Annotated in this window: 15 protein-coding genes and 1 pseudogene; 6 read left to right on the top strand and 10 right to left on the bottom strand. The window is 73.7% G+C overall.

Annotated elements, in window-relative coordinates; translation table 11 throughout:
- The first annotated feature begins 8 nt into the window (after positions 1-8).
- From ACQEVS_RS06715 to ACQEVS_RS06725, 3 genes are all read left to right on the top strand, one after another.
- Positions 9-587 (top strand): hypothetical protein, encoded by a 579-nt coding sequence (locus ACQEVS_RS06715; RefSeq protein WP_433016551.1) that lies wholly within the window; start codon positions 9-11, stop codon positions 585-587.
- Positions 584-1,711 carry a beta-ketoacyl synthase N-terminal-like domain-containing protein gene (locus tag ACQEVS_RS06720; protein ID WP_433016554.1) on the top strand — a complete coding sequence of 376 codons (1,128 nt, stop codon included), beginning with the start codon at positions 584-586 and terminating at the stop codon, positions 1,709-1,711. The genes ACQEVS_RS06715 and ACQEVS_RS06720 overlap by 4 nt, the downstream gene beginning before the upstream one ends.
- Positions 1,712-1,912: 201 nt before the next feature.
- Positions 1,913-2,464 carry an RNA polymerase sigma factor gene (locus ACQEVS_RS06725; protein ID WP_433016557.1) on the top strand — a complete coding sequence of 184 codons (552 nt, stop codon included), beginning with the start codon at positions 1,913-1,915 and terminating at the stop codon, positions 2,462-2,464.
- Between the two features lie 43 nt (positions 2,465-2,507).
- On the opposite strand, the gene ACQEVS_RS06730 is transcribed toward ACQEVS_RS06725, so the two are convergent.
- Positions 2,508-2,921: a GntR family transcriptional regulator gene (locus ACQEVS_RS06730; protein WP_433016560.1), complete on the bottom strand. Its 414-nt coding sequence runs from the start codon at positions 2,919-2,921 to the stop codon at positions 2,508-2,510.
- 77 nt (positions 2,922-2,998) lie between these two features.
- A complete protein-coding gene (gene asnB, locus ACQEVS_RS06735) occupies positions 2,999-4,867 on the bottom strand; it encodes an asparagine synthase (glutamine-hydrolyzing) (RefSeq protein WP_433016563.1) in 1,869 nt (622 codons plus the stop codon).
- A gap of 208 nt (positions 4,868-5,075) precedes the next feature.
- On the opposite strand from asnB, the gene ACQEVS_RS06740 reads away from it, so the two are divergent.
- Positions 5,076-6,011, top strand: a complete 936-nt coding sequence (locus ACQEVS_RS06740; protein WP_433016566.1) for a GNAT family N-acetyltransferase — start codon at positions 5,076-5,078, stop codon at positions 6,009-6,011.
- A gap of 355 nt (positions 6,012-6,366) precedes the next feature.
- Here ACQEVS_RS06740 and ACQEVS_RS06745 read toward each other — a convergent pair whose 3' ends face one another.
- Entirely contained in the window at positions 6,367-6,885 is a 519-nt protein-coding gene (locus ACQEVS_RS06745) for an IucA/IucC family C-terminal-domain containing protein (RefSeq protein WP_433027316.1), read from the bottom strand.
- On the bottom strand, positions 6,882-8,039 hold the full coding sequence (locus tag ACQEVS_RS06750; protein ID WP_433016569.1) for a hypothetical protein: 1,158 nt from the start codon (positions 8,037-8,039) through the stop codon (positions 6,882-6,884). The genes ACQEVS_RS06745 and ACQEVS_RS06750 overlap by 4 nt, the downstream gene beginning before the upstream one ends.
- Before the next feature lie 469 nt (positions 8,040-8,508).
- On the opposite strand from ACQEVS_RS06750, the gene ACQEVS_RS06755 reads away from it, so the two are divergent.
- The gene (locus ACQEVS_RS06755; protein ID WP_433016572.1) at positions 8,509-9,117 is read left to right on the top strand and encodes an N-acetyltransferase family protein; all 609 of its coding nucleotides are present in this window, start codon (positions 8,509-8,511) and stop codon (positions 9,115-9,117) included.
- Here ACQEVS_RS06755 and ACQEVS_RS06760 read toward each other — a convergent pair.
- The 3 genes and pseudogenes from ACQEVS_RS06760 to ACQEVS_RS06770 all read right to left on the bottom strand — a co-directional run.
- Positions 9,018-9,536, bottom strand: a complete 519-nt coding sequence (locus tag ACQEVS_RS06760) for a hypothetical protein (RefSeq protein ID WP_433016575.1) — start codon at positions 9,534-9,536, stop codon at positions 9,018-9,020. The genes ACQEVS_RS06755 and ACQEVS_RS06760 overlap by 100 nt on opposite strands.
- Before the next feature lie 62 nt (positions 9,537-9,598).
- Positions 9,599-10,249: a GNAT family N-acetyltransferase gene (locus ACQEVS_RS06765; protein ID WP_433016578.1), complete on the bottom strand. Its 651-nt coding sequence runs from the start codon at positions 10,247-10,249 to the stop codon at positions 9,599-9,601.
- 115 nt (positions 10,250-10,364) lie between these two features.
- Positions 10,365-10,484 (bottom strand): annotated as a pseudogene (locus ACQEVS_RS06770) (XRE family transcriptional regulator); the annotation flags it as partial.
- A gap of 127 nt (positions 10,485-10,611) precedes the next feature.
- On the opposite strand from ACQEVS_RS06770, the gene ACQEVS_RS06775 reads away from it, so the two are divergent.
- Positions 10,612-10,779 (top strand): hypothetical protein, encoded by a 168-nt coding sequence (locus ACQEVS_RS06775; RefSeq protein ID WP_433016581.1) that lies wholly within the window; start codon positions 10,612-10,614, stop codon positions 10,777-10,779.
- Positions 10,780-10,876: 97 nt separating this feature from the next.
- On the opposite strand, the gene ACQEVS_RS06780 is transcribed toward ACQEVS_RS06775, so the two are convergent.
- From ACQEVS_RS06780 to dnaE, 3 genes are all read right to left on the bottom strand, one after another.
- Positions 10,877-11,782, bottom strand: coding sequence for an esterase/lipase family protein (locus tag ACQEVS_RS06780; RefSeq protein WP_433016584.1), 906 nt, complete (start codon positions 11,780-11,782; stop codon positions 10,877-10,879).
- 208 nt (positions 11,783-11,990) lie between these two features.
- On the bottom strand, positions 11,991-12,977 hold the full coding sequence (locus ACQEVS_RS06785) for a DNA polymerase Y family protein (RefSeq protein WP_433027319.1): 987 nt from the start codon (positions 12,975-12,977) through the stop codon (positions 11,991-11,993).
- A 461-nt stretch (positions 12,978-13,438) separates the two neighbouring features.
- Positions 13,439-17,236 (bottom strand): DNA polymerase III subunit alpha, encoded by a 3,798-nt coding sequence (gene dnaE, locus ACQEVS_RS06790; RefSeq protein ID WP_433016587.1) that lies wholly within the window; start codon positions 17,234-17,236, stop codon positions 13,439-13,441.
- Between the last annotated feature and the right edge of the window lie 97 nt (positions 17,237-17,333).

The following is a 17,333-nucleotide window of genomic DNA, read 5'->3' on the forward strand; positions in this document are numbered from 1 at the left end:
GAAGAGGTGTGCCGCCCCTTCGACACCGACCGGAGCGGGATCCTGACGGCCGAGGGGGCGTCGCCCTGCTTCTGGAGCCGTACGACCGGGCTGTCAGCCGCGGCGCCCGGATCTACGCCGAGGTCCTCGGGTACAGCGTCAACTGCGACGCCGAACACATGGTGCACCCCGATCCAACCAGCATCGCAGCGTGCATCAGGGACGCCCACCGTAACGCCGGCGTGCTCCCCGAGCAGATCGACTACATCTGTGCGCACGGCACGGGGACGCGCACCAACGACGCCACCGAGGTGGCCGCTGCCCGCGAGGTGTTCGGCAATCGCATACCCCCGATCAGCTCCATCAAGTCGATCATCGGCCACACGATGGGGGCGGCCAGCGGCTTCGGTGCCCTGATCTGCTGCATGGCCCTGTACGAGGGCTTCCTGCCGCCCACCGCCAATGTCGAGCAGGTCGATCCGGCGCTGGGTGAAGGCGTCGACCCCGTCCCCGGCACGGCCCGCATCGCACAGCCGCAGGTCGTGGAGAACCACGGGTTCGCCTTTGGCGGCAACAATGCCATCACCATCCTCGGGAAGGTCGCATGAGTACGGTTCCCGCCGAAGCAGCCGCCGTCACTCCGCTCTCCGTCACGGCGGTGGGCGCGGTCACCCCGGCCGGGCTCGGTCTTGGCGCGTTCTCTCGTGCCCTCATCGCCCACGAACAAGGCCACGCGGATCCGACGGAGATCGGCGAGGAGACCCTGCCTCCGCGCCCCGCTCAGATCGTGCCCGGGCTTGCCGACGCCGTTCACACTCATATCGGCCGCAAGGGCAACCGTCACCTGGATCGCACGACACGACTCGGGCTACTCGCCTGCCATCTGGCCCTGAAGGGGCTCCCCGGACCGGTGACCCCGCGCACCGGTGTGGTTCTCGGCACCAGCACCGGCTCCATCCGCAGCTCCAGCGAGTACTCGATGGAGACGCTGCGTCTGGAGCGTCCCTACCTGGTCAACCCGAGCCTCTTCCCCAACACGGTCATGAACTGTGCTGCGGGACAGATCGCTATTCGGCATGGCTTCAAGGGCGTGAACGCCACCCTCGCCGGTGGTCATCTCGCCGGCGTCCAGACCCTCCGCTACGCCCGCAACGCACTTCGCCAAGGACACGCCGATCGCCTGTTGGCCGGTGGTGTCGAGGAGTTCTGTTCACAGAGCGCCTGGGGCTGGCACAGGTCGGGCGCTCTTGAGATCGATGCCGCCGTGGGCGAGGGGTCGGCTGTCCTGATGGTCGAGCCGGAGACGACCGTTCGTGCGTCGGGACGCCATGGGCTGGCCCGCATTCTGGCCTGCGAGACGGCGTTCGCCGGTCGCCGGGGTCTGGCCGACGCGCTGACCGTGGTGATCGCCACGGCGCTGGAGCGCAGCGGCAAGCGAGCGGACGAGGTGCACGCCGTGTCGCTGGGCGCCACGGGGCAGACCGGTCTGGAACGCATCGAACAGCGCGCGGTAACCGCTGCCCTCGGCGGTCGTGTGCCCCAGCGCGTCATCCGTGTCAAGGACACCGTCGGGGAGTGCTTCAGCGCAGGCGGACCGCTCCAAATGGCGGGGCTGCTCGGGGTGTGGCAGGAGCAGGGCGCCGCCCCGCACGAGACCGCCATCGTCACCGCGGTGTCCCGGGAGGGGCAGCTCGGCTGCGTCGTCGTCGAAGCGGACAGCCTCGGCGGCTGAGGTAGGTCCCACGCAGGTGAGTGGGCGGGCGGGCAGTCAGTCCGCCCACCCGCCCGCCGACGTGCCCTCGAAGACGACTCGATGCCCGATGTTCGAAGACGGGAAAAACCCATGACCTTGGCGCAACCGCGTCCGGCGGACGCCTGCGGTGGCGGCCGCTCCTTGGCACCCCTTGAAGGAGGCGCAGCGGACCCCAGCCGCTTGATCGCGCTCTGCCTGGCAGGTTCTCAGGAGGCATGGACAGCACTCGTGGAGCGCTACTCGGCACTAGTCTGGACAATCCCCCGCTCGCATCGGCTGGACAAGGACGACTGCGAGGAGGTCTTCCAGCAGACGTGGCTCAAGGTGCACCAGAGCCTGCACCGGTTGCATACCCCGGAGCGGTTTTCCGCGTGGCTGACCACTTGCGCGCGGCGCGAGAGTCTTCGCCAGTACGAACGTGCTCGCCGGTACATCCCTGTGGAGGACGCGGCCGCCTTGGAGCACAGCACCGCGGTGCCATGCCACCCCGGCCCGGAAGAAGCGCTGCTGGCCGAGGAAGACAGGGTACGCGTGCGGACCGCGCTGGCCCGCCTGTCTCCCCGGGACAAGGCCCTGCTCACGCTGCTCAGCGCTGACCAGGCACCCGGTTATGACGAGATCAGCCGGCTCCTGAACATTGCCCGCGGCTCGGTGGGACCTCTACGCTCCCGTGCCCTGCACCGACTCGCCAATCACCTGCATGCCCTCGACCGACCGCGGCCCGCGGCATAGGTCTGCGACAAGCCAAGTCTGCCCGTCGGAACGCCCCCGCCCGTCAGTCCCCGTACACCGCCCGCAGCGCCTCCTCCGCCGCCGCCAGCGCCGCCTCCCGGCCCAGGCCGAGCCGGTGGGCCCGTTCGGCGTAGGCGCGGGCGGCGGTCGCGGCCTCGCGGTCGGCGGTGTCGCCGGGGGCGGCGACGAAGGTGCCGTTGCGGCCGTGGGTCTCGATCACGCCGTCCGCCTCCAGGGCCCGGTAGGCCTTGGCGACGGTGTTGACGGCGAGGCCCAGTTCCTCGGCGAGGCCGCGGACCGTCGGCAGCCGGTGGCCGACGGGCAGCGCGCCGGAGCGGGCCCGGTCGGCGATGTGGGCGCGGATCTGCTCGTAGGGCGGCTGGGGCGCTTCCGGATCGACGGTCAGGTGCAAGGCCACGTGGGTCTCCTGGCTGGCTGGGCGGTGTGCGTCATCCATTGTGCGCCGTCCGCGCCCTGCCGCCCGGCGCCCGTTCAAACCCGCCCCCTCACCCCCGCTCCCTCACACCCGCCATCTCACACTCGCAGGTCGATCCCGCCCGTCCGCAGCCACGCGTCCAGTCCGAGGACGAGTTCGACGGCCCCCCGGTACTGGTCGCCGGAGTCCTCCGAGAGGGCGTCCCGGAGCGCGTCCTCGCGGAGCAGCGGCCGGACGGGGGCGTCCCGGTCGGCGGCCAGTTCGCGGAGTTCGGCGCGGAGGGCGGTGCCGTAGCGCGGGTCCTGGGTGGCGGGGTACGGGCTCTTGACGCGGTCGGCGACGACGTCGGGCAGGACGTCGCGGACGGCGGCGCGCAGCAGGGACTTCTCTCGCCCGTCGAACGTCTTCATCGACCAGGGGGTGTTGAACACGTACTCGACGAGCCGGTGGTCGCAGAACGGCACCCGCACTTCCAGCCCGGTGGCCATGCTGGCCCGGTCCTTGCGGTCGAGGAGGATCTGGACGAACCGGGTGAGGTGGAGGTAGCAGACTTCGCGCATGCGCCGTTCGAGACCGGTCTCGCCGGGCAGCCGGGGCACCTCGTCGAGGGCCTCGCGGTAGCGGGCCTCGGTGTACCCGGGCAGGTCGACGGCGTCGAGGACGTCCTTGGCGAGGAGCGCGCCGAGGGCGCTGTCGCCGCCGGCGAAGGTGTGGGCGACGCCGGCCGCGACCCAGGGGAAGGTGTCCGCGTGCACGGCCGCCGGGTCGTGGAACCACTTGTAGCCGCCGAACACCTCGTCGGCGGACTCCCCCGAGAGGGCGACCGTGGACTGTTCGCGTATCGCCTTGAACAGCAGGTAGAGCGAGGTGTCGCCGTCGCCGAAGCCGGTGGGCAGGTCGCGGGCGGTGAGCACGGCCCGCCGGTGGCCGCGGTCCATAAGGGCGGCGGTGTCGAGGACGATGTCCCGGTGGTCGGAGTGGACGTGCGCGGCGAGGGCGTGCGCGTACGGGCCGTCGGGGGTGCCGCGCAGGTCGTCGGGGACGAAGTTGTCGGTCTGGCCGGCGAAGTCGACGGAGAAGGAGCGGACGGGTCCGCGGCCCGCCTCCGCGAGCCCCTTGGCGGCGAGCGCGGTGACGGCGGAGGAGTCGAGTCCGCCGGAGAGCAGGGTGCACAGCGGGACGTCGGCGATGAGCTGGCGGGCGACGATGTCGTCGAGGAGTTCACGGACGCGCGCGACGGTGGTGGGGATGTCGTCGGGGTGCTCGCGCGCCTCCAGCGCCCAGTAGCGGCGGACGGTGGTCCGCGCGGTGGTCCCGTCCCGGCGGATGCGGACGGTGTGGCCGGGCCGCACCTCGTGCAGCCCGTCGTAGACGCCGTGGCCCGGCGTCTTGACGAAGGCCAGCACCTCCGCCAGCCCTTCGGCGCCGACGGTCGCGCGGACGGCGGGGTGGGCGAGGACGGCCTTCTGCTCGGAGCCGAAGAGGACGCCGCCGGGCGTGGGGTGGTAGTAGAGCGGCTTGATGCCCATCCGGTCGCGGACAAGCAGGAGTTCCTCGGTCCGCGGGTCCCAGAGGGCGAACGCGAACATGCCGTTGAGGCGCTCGGTGAACGCCTCGCCCCACTCGAGGTAGGCGTGCAGGACGACCTCGGTGTCACTGCTGGTACGGAACGTGTGGCCGCGGCCGGCGAGTTCGCCGCGCAGCTCGCGGTAGTTGTAGACCTCGCCGCTGTAGGTGAGGGCGAGCCGGGTGCGGCCGTCGTGCTCGACGAGCATCGGCTGCCGCCCGCCCTCGATATCGATGACGGCCAGCCTGCGGTGGCCGAACGCGGCGTGGGTGTCCTGCCAGATCCCCGAGGCGTCCGGTCCCCGGCACTCCATCGTCCGCGTCATCGCCTCCAGGGCGGCGCGCGCCCCGGCGGTGGTGAGGTCCTGGTCGTAGGCGATCCATCCGGCGATTCCGCACATGGTCGCGGTGTCCCCTTTCGGCAGTCGCCCGGGCGCCACGCGGGCGCTCCGGGGCATGGCTCGACCCCCGTCCGACGCGGACCGCCGCCGTCCGCAGGGGTCCGCGGCGGTTCGCGGGGGCGACGCTACGCCTCATAGATGCATGTACCAACCATGCGTACGGAAAACCTTTCGCAAACCGATCCTTCTCCGCCATACGGTTCGCCGCATGCCCATCACCCTCCGGGAGTTCACCCCGGCCGACGCCGAAGCCGTCGCCCAAGCCCGCCGCGCGGCGGTCCCGTTCATGGTCGTCACCGCCGGAACGCTGCTCTGGGAGCTGCGCACCGCGCCACCGGAGCAGCGCTACCGGCTGCTCGTCGCCGAGACGACGGACGGCCGGATCGCCGGCAGCGTCCGCATGGGCCTGTACACGGACGACGAATCCCGCCCGGACGGACGGGCGTTCGCCTCCCCCTACGCCGACCCCGGCCTGGACGGACCGACCGCCGAGGCCACCGCGTCGGCGCTCCTCCGCGCGGCCGAGGATTACCTGGCGGCGGCCGGCGCCCGGTCCGTCTACATCTGGGCGAACGACGACGGCCACTCCCCCGCTCACGCCGAGTCCCACGGCTACCGCCGGCTGCGCCGCGCCGGCTTCCTCCGCCTCGACCTCGCGGCCACCCCGCTGCCGCCGGCGCCGGAACGGCCCCGGGACGTGGAACTGCGCCCTCTGGCCGACTTCGCCGACGACCCGCGCCCGATCCACGCCCTGGACACCGAGTGCGCGGCGGACGAACCGGCGGACGTGTCCGCCGTCGTCCCACCGTACGAGGAGTGGCTCGACCGCGACTGGCGGCGGCCCGGCCTCGACCTCGACCTCTCGACGGTCGCCGTCGTGGACGGCGCCCCCGCCGCGTTCACCCTCGTCCAGAGCGACGGCCACGGCCGCGTGATGTCCGCCATGACGGGCACGGCACGGGCCCACCGCGGCCGCGGCCTGGCCAAACTCGTCAAGAGCCACGCCCTGCGGCGGGCGAAGGCGGCGGGCTGCACGGAGGCGTTCACGGGCAACGACTCGGGGAACGGGCCGATGCTGGCGGTCAACGGGTGGCTCGGGTACGTGTGGTCGGCGGCGGAGTGGCGGTACGTGCGGGAGCTTTGAGCGGCGGTTTTGGGGGGGGTGGGGGTTGGGGGCCGGTGGAAGTGGTCGGGTGGGGGCGGTGGTTGGGCGGGGTGGGCCGACGGAGGTGGCTGGGCGAGAGCGGTCGGGCGGGGGTGTTCCGGCGGGCGCGCGTCAGCGGGGGCGGTTCGGCGCAGACGGGTCGGCGGGGGCGGTTCGGTGGGGGCGATCGGGCGGGGCGTTTCGGAGGCGCGGGTCAGCGGGGGCCATTCGGCGCAGGCGGCTCAGCGGACGCGGTTCGGCCGACGCGGTTCAGCCGACGCGGTCCGGCCAACGCGGTCCAGCCGAGACGGTACGGCCGACGCGGTCCAGCGAAGGCGATCCGACCAGGCTGGCGTCAACGCATCGGCGCCGTCAGGTAGTTCCGCACATTCACATACGGTGGCGCGCCCGGCCGCAGGAGCGGGGTGACGACGGCGCGGACCGGCAGCCGGCCGGCGTCCAGCAGGCGGGTGCGGAGGACGGCCGCGGCGCCGCGCGGGAGCCGGTGCAGGGCGTCGTCGAGGCGGTCGCGGAGCAGGCGGAGGCCGTCGGCGCGGCCCGTTCCGGCGAGCGCGGCCAGGGGCTCCACCGCGCACCGCCGCAGGGCGCCGGCGGCGAGGAGGTCGGCGACGGGGCCGTCGTGCCCGGCGAGGATCCCACGGTCGGCGAATCCGAGGAGGTCCGCGGCCTCGCCGCCGAGGCGGGAGGCGAGCCGCACCCCGTTCACGCGGGGGCCGGCGTGGTCCCGGTAGAGCAGCCGCAGGCGGGTGCGGCCGCGGTGTTCGTCCAGCACCAGCGCCAGGTCCCGGGGGTGGGTCTCCAGCGCGACGCCGTAGGAGAAGAGGGTGGTGCACCAGTCCAGGAGCAGCGTCAGGAAGGCGTCGGCGAAGGCCCGCGCCGACCCCCGTAGTAGCGCCGGGCGAGTACGCCGGCGACCGGTTCGCCGTCCGGTGCCCGGGCGGCCAGTGCGGCGACGGGCACGACGTGGGCGTCGCCGGCCGGTTCGTACGGTTCGTGGCGCACGCGGGCGGTGAGCAGCGGGTGTCCGGCGTGCAGGTAGGTGTCCGCGGCGGCGGGGAGGACGGATCCGGCGAAGTCCGGCTCGCACAGCAGGACTTCCTCCAGGAGCCGTTGTGTCACCACCCCGTCGGAGAGCGTCGCGGGCCCGGCCGAGTCGCTTGAGGGTAGCGGGAGTTCGATCCTGAACTCCGGCGCGTCGACGAGGGCGAGCACGCCCGTCGACCGCGTCGGCACCGCGTCCGCCCAGGGCTTCTCGGCGAGCCGCGCCACGCCGTCCAGGCCGGTGGCGCGCAGCGCCCGGTCGAGCGACGGTCCGGCGGTCAGCGGGTGGACAGGCAGCATGGTGTGGGTGGCGGCGAGTTCGGGCAGGCCGAGGACGTCGGGGCGGGCCACCACCCCGGCGGCCCCACCGGGCCCCGGTGGACGGCCGCGCTGGGGAGGGCGACCCAACGGAGACCAAGGCAGGGGTGGAACTCCGGTGTGCGTCGCGGGAGTTCGACGGATCCCGGTCGGCTCGTCGGGGGTCGGGTCGGGCAGGCGGGCGGCGAGGACGTCGTACGCGAGGGCGCCGCGCGGTCCGGTCCACGCGGCGGCGCTGCGCCCGTACGCGTCGGCCAGCCGTTCGGTGACGTCTTCGCGGGTCCGCTCGCGGAGCAGCAGGGCGGCGAGTTCGGCCGCGCACGCGGCGGCGAGGGCGTCGAAACCGGCACGTTCCCGGGGGTCCGTCGCGGGGCGCAGCCGTGCCAGCACCGCGCCCAGGCCGGTGACCGGGCCGTGCGCGGTCTCCAGCAGGGGCGCGCGGACCCGCGCCGCGCCTCCCGGACCGTCGTACGCGACGGGCAGCAGGACCGTTTCCCCGGCGACGGTGAGCGCCAGCCGCTCCCCGTCCGGCCGGCTCACGGCCCGCGCCGTGCCACGCAGCCGGCAGACGTCTTCACGGAGCAGGGCGTCGAGGACCCGGACGACGATCCCGTCCTCCAGGCCGCGGCCCGGGTCCTGCGGGCTCATACGACCCCCTCCCGGGCAGGGCACGGCGGAACGCGGGTCGGCGGGGCGGGAGCAAGGAAGGGGAAGCGGTCGGTCAGCCGCACGGGAACGCCTTTCGGGCCGGGGCGCGAGGCCAGGTGCCACGGGGGCGCCGCGGAGGTGCCGCGGGTACGCCGAGGGGACGCGCGGCGGGCCGGGGCCGGTCGGGAGATCTGCGGGGATGCAGAGATGGAGGGATCCGGGGGTGGCGTAAGAGCGCCGGGTGCCGCTAGACAAAGATCGCGACACCAACGGCGATCGCGTACAGCGACGCAAGGCGCGTGCGGGTGCGGGGGTGGTTGCCACTCACAGACCCAACCCTAGGTTAGGCAACCCTAACTTTGTCAACGACGCTGGGGATACACCCCCTTACGCCCCATAAATCCCAAGCATTCCGACGAAGTGAAAAGTCGCTTGCCCCCCACCATCCCACCCTGCGACGGTCGTCCCCATGCCACAGACCACCATCCGCCCCCTGCGTCCCGACGATTGGCGCCTCTACCGCTCCGTCCGTCTGGCGGCCCTCGCCGACGCGCCCGAGGCGTTCGGCTCAACCTGGGCAAGGGAACAAGCCTTCCCGGAGGAGACGTGGCGCGAGCGCCTCTCCCGCCGGAACACCTTCCTCGCGGAACGCGACGGCGCCCCCTGCGGCCTGGCGAGCGTGCTTCTCACCGACCCCCGGTCGGCCGAACTGGTCTCCTTCTGGGTCACCCCCGCCGCCCGCGGTTCGGGCACCGCCGACCTGCTCCTCGACACGGCCCTCACCTACGCCGCCGCCCACGCCCGCACCGAACTCCGCCTCTGGGTCGCCGCCGGCAACGACCGCGCCGAACGGTTCTACCGGCGAAGGGGCTTCACCCGCACGGGAGAATCCCAGCCCGTCCGCCCGGACGAACCCGGCCTGGAGTACGCGATGACCCGCCCCACTCCCCACACGAGGACTGACGCACACCACAGGGCTCAGCCGAGAGTGCGACAGAGATCCTCGTACCGGCCACCGAGCGCCAGCAGACGCCTGACGTTCCGCCCGCCCTCGTCGTTGAAAGACACGCTCATGTGATCCCGCGCGGCGATCCACCGGTGCGCGGGACGGTCCCCTCCGTGGAAGCCCGCGGCCCAGTCGTACCCCGACATGACGAACGTCCCGGGACGCCCCGGCGCGTAGCGCATCAGCGCCGTACCGGAGACGTCCCGGTCCACGGACTTGCCCGTCCGGAGATTGGTGGCCCGAAGCACCAGGGCACCGGACTCGACCGCGTAACGCGGGTTGCCCTCGGCGTCGTTCCACGTCTTCAGGGTCAGGTCACTGACCGGGAACTCGGTGCGGGCCGGAAAGGAACAGACGTCCCCGGCCGCGTACTCGACCGGCACCGACCCCGGATGCGTCACCACGGGCCCGCGCTCCCCACCGGCCACGGCCTGCCCCACACCCCCGAAGCCCGCCAACACCCCCAGCACGACGCCTCCGACCACCGTCACGCGCCCGCCTTTTCGTCTCGCTCCTCGCACGGTCCCCTCCCCGAAACGGCGACACCGGCAGACTAAGACCGATCCCCGGTTCCGGACCACAGCTCCGGGGTATCGAGGACGAGGCCGACCCCGGTGGGTCCGGTGCTCGTGTCGCGTGCCGCTCGGACTGTGAACGAGTGCAGGTTGGCCACGGCGAGGGCTTGTTCCGCGCCGTGCGCCTCGAAGGTGCTCATACGCTGGAAGCCGAGCCGGGCGGCGAGCTTGAGCGAGCGCTCGTTGGCTGTCTGGGTCACCACCAGGACCGGTTGGTCGGGCAGTTCACCGGCAGCGGCACGCAACGCGGCCGCGGCGGCCTCGAACGCCAGCCCGGCGCCCCAAGCGTCGCGCCGCAAAAGGTAGGTCAGTTCCAGTTCTCCGCCCTCCTCGGTGACGTGCCCGGGGAGGTCGGCCGAGCGTCGGTCCAGCACGAGCGTCCCGAGGAACCGGTCCGTCGTCTTGTCCGCGATGACAAACGTGCCGGGATTGCGGGTGACGCTCGTGATACCGATCGCGTCGAGATACTGCTCGACAGCAGCTCGGGGCCTTGGACCACCGAGGTACAGCCGGACCTGCGGATCGGTCTGGAGCCCGACGAGTCCGTCACGGTCGCTGTCGCGCGCTGTGCGCAGCCGGAGTCGATCGGTGGTGATCTCCGTGGCAGACAGCGTGGGAGGTGAGTTCATGGGGCCCATCCTGGCCGAGAGCCCTTCCGTTCGGCCGAGGTGCTCCCGGTTTCCCGTCGGTTGCGGCCGGCTCGGGGCACAGCCGCGGACAGGATGCGCGAGTAAACGGTCGCGCTCACTCCCGCGCGGGAACACTCCGCCCCCACAGTTCCTCGGCGTGCTCCGCGAACCGGTCGAACAGCCCGCCGTCCCCCTGCCTTCGCAGGTGCAGCATGGGTGAGTCGTGCCCGACGAGAACGTAGCGCGGAGTTCAAGATGCCTCCTGGGGACGTTTGGGCCTTTCCTGGACCGTACCGGCCCAGCCGCCCGACAGTCCGCCGTATGGCGGCGATACGTCCCGGAGGGGGCTGCACGATGCGGTCATGACGGAACGACAGCCCCTTCCCGCCGCGGCAGAACCACCCCGGCGCTGCGCCGAGTGCTCAAGGATCAAGGAGGAGTACGCGGAGGCGACGAGGGCCGGCGACCTGAGCCGGGCCACGGACCTGACGGTCCTCATGGGCCGCCACCTGCGGCGGGCCCACCCCTGAGCCGCGTACGACAGGGGCGTCCGTGCCGGCCGTCGGCCGGCACGGACGCCCTCACGTTCAAGCGAAACGTTCCTTCAACCGCCCGGCGCCCAGCGCCTCAGCTCACCATGTCCGCGCACGTCGCCGGGGTCGCGTGGGCCGGGTCGAGGGCGTTGGCGACCTCCTTGAAGGCGACGCGGTCGATCATGCCGGTCGCGACGTGTTCGGAGAGGTCAAGGGAGCAGCGCTCCTGGAGGAGGATGTTGCGGACGTTCGGGCCGGAGAGGTACGAGGTCTGGTACGGGGTGACGACCTCGTCGTACTTGGTGGCGACGACCGTGTAGCGGACGCCGGGGACCGTGTCCGGGCGGGAGGCGAGCCGCTTGAGGAACTCGGAGCCGATGGCCTGGTCGGTGAGGCCGGGGGTGGCGCCGTGGATCGCCTGGCGGGCGCCCGGGACCTTGTCCATGAGCTTGGTGAGGCCCGAGAGGGTCGTGCCGTGGTTGGACGGGGCGAGCCCGGTCAGGGAGTTCACCTTGCCCGCGCCGTCAAGGAAGTTGAGGTAGTAGCGCGGCATCACGCCGCCGCCCTGGGAGTGGCCCACGAGGTCCACCTTCGCGGTGCCGGTGGCCGTACGGACCTTGTCCACGTAGGCGGAGAGCTGGGCCGAAGACTTCTCGACCGGGCCGAGGCCGTTGAACAGCGGGACGCCGGGGAGCTGGCCGTAGTCCAGCGAGAAGACGCAGTAGCCCCGGTTCACCAGGTAGGGCGCGAGGAGGAGCCAGTTGTCCACCGAGTTGCCGAGGGTGCCGTGGATCAGGACGACGGGCCGGGGGTGGGCAGCCGACGGTTTGCAGGAGAAGTCGTTCCAGCCACGGCTGACCGACCGGTCGGCGCCCGCGGTGGCGGCCGGTGCCGCCGCGCCGGCCGCCAGGACCAGAGCCAGGGCGGGCAGCAGGGTGGCGAGGACCTGAAGGAGACGGCGGAGACGGCGGCCGCGGGGAAGTCTTCGGATTCCGGTCATGGGGCAACCTCGCAGGTGGGAGAGGGCGCACGGGGGCGGCGCGACGGCCAGGGGGGAACCTCGCGCTGAAAGGGCATCAACTTACGTGCGAGTAGGTTGCGGGAAGGTCATGACTTCGTCAATAAGTTCGTCATCGCTTCGTTCGCATGAATTCGGCCAGTTACGCGGCGGTAACCGTGGGCGGCAGCCCCCACCGACCGCCCCGCCCTCAGGCGACGTGCAGCGCCGCCGCCGGACCCACCGCCGCCGGGCCGAAGCGGGCCCGCGCCCGGTCCACGGCCGCCTCCACCCGGCGCGCCTTGTCGTCTGCCGCGTCGAACGTCAGCTGCAGCGGCGCCCCTTCGGCCTCGGCGAGCCCCTCGACGCGCAGCGCCACCGCCCGGACCCGGGCCCGCTGCAGGCCGAGCGCGGCGTGCAGCTCGTACGCCACGGCGGTCAACGCCGGTGTGTGCGCGGTCGGTTCGGCGAAGGTACGGGTACGGGTGGTGGCGGAACCGTCGGCGTACCGGACGGTGAGGGTGAGGCCGCGGGCCACCTGGCCGTCGCCGCGCAGCCGGGCCCCGAGCCCGTCGGCCAGCGCGAGCAGGGCGCGGCGGCGCCGCTCCGGGTCCAGTTCGTCGGCGCCGAACCGGTGTTCCGCGCCCATCGAGCGGGCCCGCGCCTCCGGCGTCACCGGCGTGGGGTCGATGCCGTGCGCCCGCTCGTACAGCGTCCGCCCGGCCGCGGCGCCCAGGATGCGCTGGAGCGCGGGCAGCGGCGCGGCGGCGATCCGGCCGACGCTGTCGAGTCCGTACGCGCAGAGGGTACGGGCGGTGGCGGGGCCGACGCCGTGCAGCGCCACGGCCGGCCTGCGGGCCAGGAAGGCGGCCACCTCGGCGTCGTCCGCCGGCAGCACGCGGACCGCGCCGGGCGGCGCGTCCTGCGCCGCCATCCGCGCCAGCATCGGGTTCGCCGCGACGCCGACCGCGCAGTCGACGCCGTACCGGGCGAGGCTCCGGACCCGCAACAGGGCGGCGAGCCCGGCGGGGTCGCGGCCGAAGTACCGGGTCGCGCCCCGCACATCCGCGAGCGCGGCGGCGGGCGGCAGCGCCTGTACGACGGGGGTCACCTCCGCGAGCAGGGCGAGGAGGCCGTCGTAGACCTCCTCGCCGAGGGGGGTGTCGACGGCCGCCGACTGGAAGCGGACGTACAGCACGGGGGTGGCGGGGACGGCGGAGGCAGCAGAGGCGGCAGAGGTGGCAGGGGCGGCGGGGGTGGCAGGTGCGGCGGGGGCGTCCTCGCCCGGCGCGGCTCCGCGCGCGCCCGTGCCCTCGGCGGCCCGCAGCCGCCGGACCGGCCGCGCCACGGACGGGCCGGGGGCCGGAACCGGGTCCCGAACCGGCTCCGGGCCCCGAACCAGCGCCGCCACCGGGCCCCGAGCCGGCTCCTGATCCTCAGCCGGCTTCGACTCCGGGTCCGGCTCCGGGCCCCGAACCACCTCCTGACCCTCAACCGGCTTCGGATCCGGCTTCGGATCCGGCTTCGGATCCGGCTTCGGATCCGGCTTCGGATCCGGCTTCGGATCCGGCTTCGGATCCGGAACCGCCGTCAGCCTCCGCCCAACCCCAACCCCAACCACAGCCCCGATCACACCCCCGACCCCCGCCTCAACCCCGCTCATCGCCCCGCACTCCCCTGACTCGCATGCCACAACTTCCGCCCCGTGGCCGCCCCTTCGCCCGCCGGTCGGAGGTCGGCCCACGGGTGCATCGCGTAGCCGGTGGGCATCTCGACGCGCCGCCGGGATACCTCATCAGGCGCCTCCTCCACCGGCCGGGCCAGCACTTCCGCCACCGCCTCCAAGCCGCCCTCCGCCCGGAGCGCGGCGAGTTCCGCCAGGTTCCAGGCCCGGACGCCGACCACGCTGAAGCTGCGCGGCCCGCGCCGCTGGACCGTGCCGCGGACCAGCAGCAGCCAGGAGTGGAAGACCGTGTGGGCGCAGGCCGCGTGGGAGTCGTCGAAGAAGGCGCAGTCGATCAGGCCGGTGCCGTCGTCCAGGGTCGCGAAGACCACCCGTCGGCCGGACCGGATCGGCGGGGTCTGGGTGGCCGCCTTGGCGCCCGCGACCAGGACGGTCTCGCCGTGCCGCGCGTCGCGCAGCCGGCTCGCCGGGAGTGCGCCCAACTCCCGCAGAAAAGCGCGGTGATCGGTCATCAGATGGCGCGAGGTGTCCATCCCGAGCACGTTCAGCTCGGCGCCCAGCCGTTCCTTCTCGTCGAGGTCGGGCAGGCCGATCGGCTCGGTCCGCGCGTCGTCGACCAGGGTCGGCTGGGCGGCGGCGGGCCCCCGCCGCCGGGACCCTCCGGCTCCCCGCTGGTGGCGGTGGAGCTCGGCGAGGTGCAGGAGCAGGTCGCGCCGGTTGGTACCGAACGCGTCCAACGCGCCGACGCGCGCCAGCCGTTCGGCGACGGGCAGGCCGGGCCGGGCCCGTCGCCACAGGTCCGGGAGGGAGGTGTACGGGCGGCCGGCGACGATCCGTTCGGTCTCGGCGTCGCTGATGCCGTGCACCTCGGAGAGGGCGAGCCGGATCCCGAACCGTCTTTCAGACACCAGTTCGATCCGATAGGCGGCGTCCGAACGGTTCACGTCCAGCGGCAGCACCGGCACCCCGTGCCGCCGCGCGTCCGCCAGCAGCAGCCGCTTGGGGTACATCCCCGGGTCGTGGGTGAGCAGGCCGGCGTAGAAGGCGGCCGGGTGGTGCGCCTTCAGCCACGCCGACTGGTACGTGGGCACGGCGAAGGCGACCGCGTGCGCCTTGCAGAAGCCGTACGAGCCGAACGCCTCGACGATCTCCCAGGTGCGGCGGACGACGTCGGCGGCGTATCCGCGCTCCGCCGCCCGGGCGGCGAACCAGGCGCGCACCCGGCCGAGCAGCTCGGGCTTGGAGAGCGCGCGCCGGGTCTCGTCCGCGTAACCCCGGTCGCAACCGGTCATGATCCGAAGGATCTCGATCACCTGCTCATGGAAGACGACCACCCCATGGGTCTCGCGCAGCACCTCCGCCAGGTCCGGATGCGGGTATCGGGCGGGCGCGCGGCCGTGCCGGGCCTCGATGAAGGGGCGCACCATGTCGGCGGCGACCGGCCCCGGCCGGAACAGCGAGATGTCGACGACGAGGTCGTGGAAGGTCTCCGGCTGGAGCCGGCCGATCAGATCGCGCTGGCCGGGCGACTCGATCTGGAAGCAGCCGAGCGTCTCGGCGGAGCGGATCAGCGCGTACGTGCGCGGGTCCCCGGGCCGTACCTGCGCCGGGTCGTCGAGGTCGACGCGGCGGCCGGTGGCCCGTTCGACCTCGTCCACCGCGTGCGCCATCGCGGACTGCATCCGCACGCCCAGCACGTCGAGCTTGAGCAGGCCCAGCTCCTCCACGTCGTCCTTGTCGAACTGGGACATCGGGAAGCCCTCGCCGCTCGTCGGCACGACGGGGGTGCGGGCGCGCAGGGTCGCGTCCGAGAGCAGGACGCCGCACGGGTGCATGGCGACGCCGCGCGGCAGCGCGTCCAGCGCCTCGGTCAGCTCCCACAGCCGCCCGTACCGCTCCGGCCGGATGCCGCGCAGCTCGGGCAGCTCGGCGAGGGCGGCCCGCGCGTCGCGCGCCCGGACGTGCGGGAACGCCTTGGCGAGCCGGTCCACCTCGGCGGGGTCCATCCCGAGCGCCGCGCCCACGTCGCGGAGGGCGTGCCGGACCCGGTAGGTCTCGGGCATGGCGACGGTCGCGACCCGCTCCGGGCCGAACCGGTCGAAGATCGCGCGGTAGACGTCCAGCCGGCGCGCGGACTCGACGTCGATGTCGATGTCGGGCAGCGCGGCCCGCCGGGTGGACAGGAACCGCTCCATCAGCAGGCCGTGTTCGACCGGGTCGGCGCCGGCGATGCCCAGCAGGTGGTTGACCAGCGAACCGGCGCCGGAGCCGCGGGCGGCGACGCGGACGCCGAGCTCACGGGCGTCGTCCACGACCCGGGCGACGGTGAGGAAGTACGAGGCGAAGCCGCGCTGCCCGATGACGTCCAGCTCGTCGTCCAGCCGGTCCTGGTAGACGCGGCCGCGGGGGCCCCGGTCGTAGCCGCGCAGCACCAGCCCGGCCGTGCAGCGGGAGCGCAGCACCCGGTCGGCGGTGCGCCGGTCCGCGCCGACCAGGCGCGGCTCGGGGAAGTGGACGGAGCCCAGGCCGATGTCGTCCTCGGGGTCGACGCGGCAGGCGGCGGCGGTCTCGGCGGTGACGGCGAGCAGCCGGTGGGCGGCGTCGCGCCGCAGCCCGGCGGCCTCCGCGATCCGTTCGGCGGCGGCGGCCATGGCGCCGGGGTCCTTGAGCCAGCGCTCGCCGCCGTCCAGCGCCTCGGGCCGGCGGAAGTCGACGGGCACCAGCCGGCGGGCCGCGTCGAGGACGTCGGCGATGGGCCCCTGGCCGGGGTCGGCGTAGCGCGCGGCGTTGGTGAGGACGGCCGGGACGCCCTGTTCGACGGCGAGGCCGAGGGTACGGGCGGCGAGCCGCAGGGAGCCGGGTCCGGTGCCGGTGCGGCCGTGCCAGACGACCTCCAGGCGGAGCGCGGCACCGAACGTTTCACGCCACGGCGCGAGCAGCCGGGCGGCCCGGTCGGGACGGCCGGCGGCGAGCGCGCGGCCGGCCTCGGAGTCCGGGCCGAGCAGCACGAACACCGGCGGGCGCGGCCCGGCCGCGGCGGCCGCGGCCTCCGTCCAAGGCAGTTCGGGCAGCTCGGCGGGGCCGGTGCGCCCGGCGTGGGCGGCGGTGACCAGGCCGCACAGCGCGGCCCAGCCGAGCGCGCCGTCGCGGGCGAGGAAGACGGCGCGGGGCGCGGACTCGTCGACGAACGCCCCGCCGCGTACGGGGGTACGGCGGCGGACGGTCTCGCCGGGCGCGGGCTCCGGTCCGCGAACGGCCAGGTCCACGCCGAACAGCGGGCGCACCCCGGCCTCGGCGGTGGCCCGGGCGAACCGGACGGCACCGGCGAGGGTGTCGCGGTCGGTGAGCGCGAGCGCGTCCATGCCCCGCTCGGCCGCCCGCTCGGCCAGCCGCTCGGGGTGCGAGGCGCCGTACCGCGCCGAGAAGCCGGAGGCGGCGTGCAGGTGGGTGAACGAGGAGGCTGTCCGGGCACGCGGGGCTCCGCCCCGGGCGGACGGATGACGGGTCGGGGTGGACGGACGGTGGGTCGGGGTGTACGGGGGCGCGGGACGTACCTGCGTGGGGGCCTGCGCCAGCCCCGGACCGCCGGCCGGAGACGCCGAGAACACCAGTGACACCCGCGCCTCCGGGGACGCGTCGTCCGGGGAGGAAGCAGAAGCCGTCAAGGGCCCGGAAGGCGCAGCCGAAGGTCCCGGCGGCACCGGGAACACCGGGAACACCTGCGACGACCCCGGACGCGTCGGTTCCGACGGGAACGCCGAACGAGCACCCATCGCACCTCCCGCCGTTCAAAGCCCGTCATGACCCCCTGGCCGATTTCCGCCCCTCTCCCTCCACCATAAACCACGTCACCGAACATCCGTGCGAACG

It is taken from the genome of Streptomyces sp. CA-181903, from assembly GCF_050937075.1.
In the GTDB taxonomy this organism is placed as follows: Bacteria; Actinomycetota; Actinomycetes; order Streptomycetales; family Streptomycetaceae; genus Streptomyces.

Excerpts from the sequence above, each read along its gene's own strand:
- ACQEVS_RS06720 (WP_433016554.1), top strand. The coding sequence starts at position 584 with ATGAGTACGGTTCCCGCCGAAGCAGCCGCCGTCACTCCGCTCTCCGTC.
- ACQEVS_RS06730 (WP_433016560.1), bottom strand. The coding sequence starts at position 2,921 with ATGGATGACGCACACCGCCCAGCCAGCCAGGAGACCCACGTGGCCTTG.
- asnB (WP_433016563.1), bottom strand. The coding sequence starts at position 4,867 with ATGTGCGGAATCGCCGGATGGATCGCCTACGACCAGGACCTCACCACC.
- ACQEVS_RS06740 (WP_433016566.1), top strand. The coding sequence starts at position 5,076 with ATGCCCATCACCCTCCGGGAGTTCACCCCGGCCGACGCCGAAGCCGTC.
- ACQEVS_RS06750 (WP_433016569.1), bottom strand. The coding sequence starts at position 8,039 with ATGAGCCCGCAGGACCCGGGCCGCGGCCTGGAGGACGGGATCGTCGTC.
- ACQEVS_RS06755 (WP_433016572.1), top strand. The coding sequence starts at position 8,509 with ATGCCACAGACCACCATCCGCCCCCTGCGTCCCGACGATTGGCGCCTC.
- ACQEVS_RS06765 (WP_433016578.1), bottom strand. The coding sequence starts at position 10,249 with ATGAACTCACCTCCCACGCTGTCTGCCACGGAGATCACCACCGATCGA.
- ACQEVS_RS06775 (WP_433016581.1), top strand. The coding sequence starts at position 10,612 with ATGACGGAACGACAGCCCCTTCCCGCCGCGGCAGAACCACCCCGGCGC.
- ACQEVS_RS06780 (WP_433016584.1), bottom strand. The coding sequence starts at position 11,782 with ATGACCGGAATCCGAAGACTTCCCCGCGGCCGCCGTCTCCGCCGTCTC.
- dnaE (WP_433016587.1), bottom strand. The coding sequence starts at position 17,236 with ATGGGTGCTCGTTCGGCGTTCCCGTCGGAACCGACGCGTCCGGGGTCG.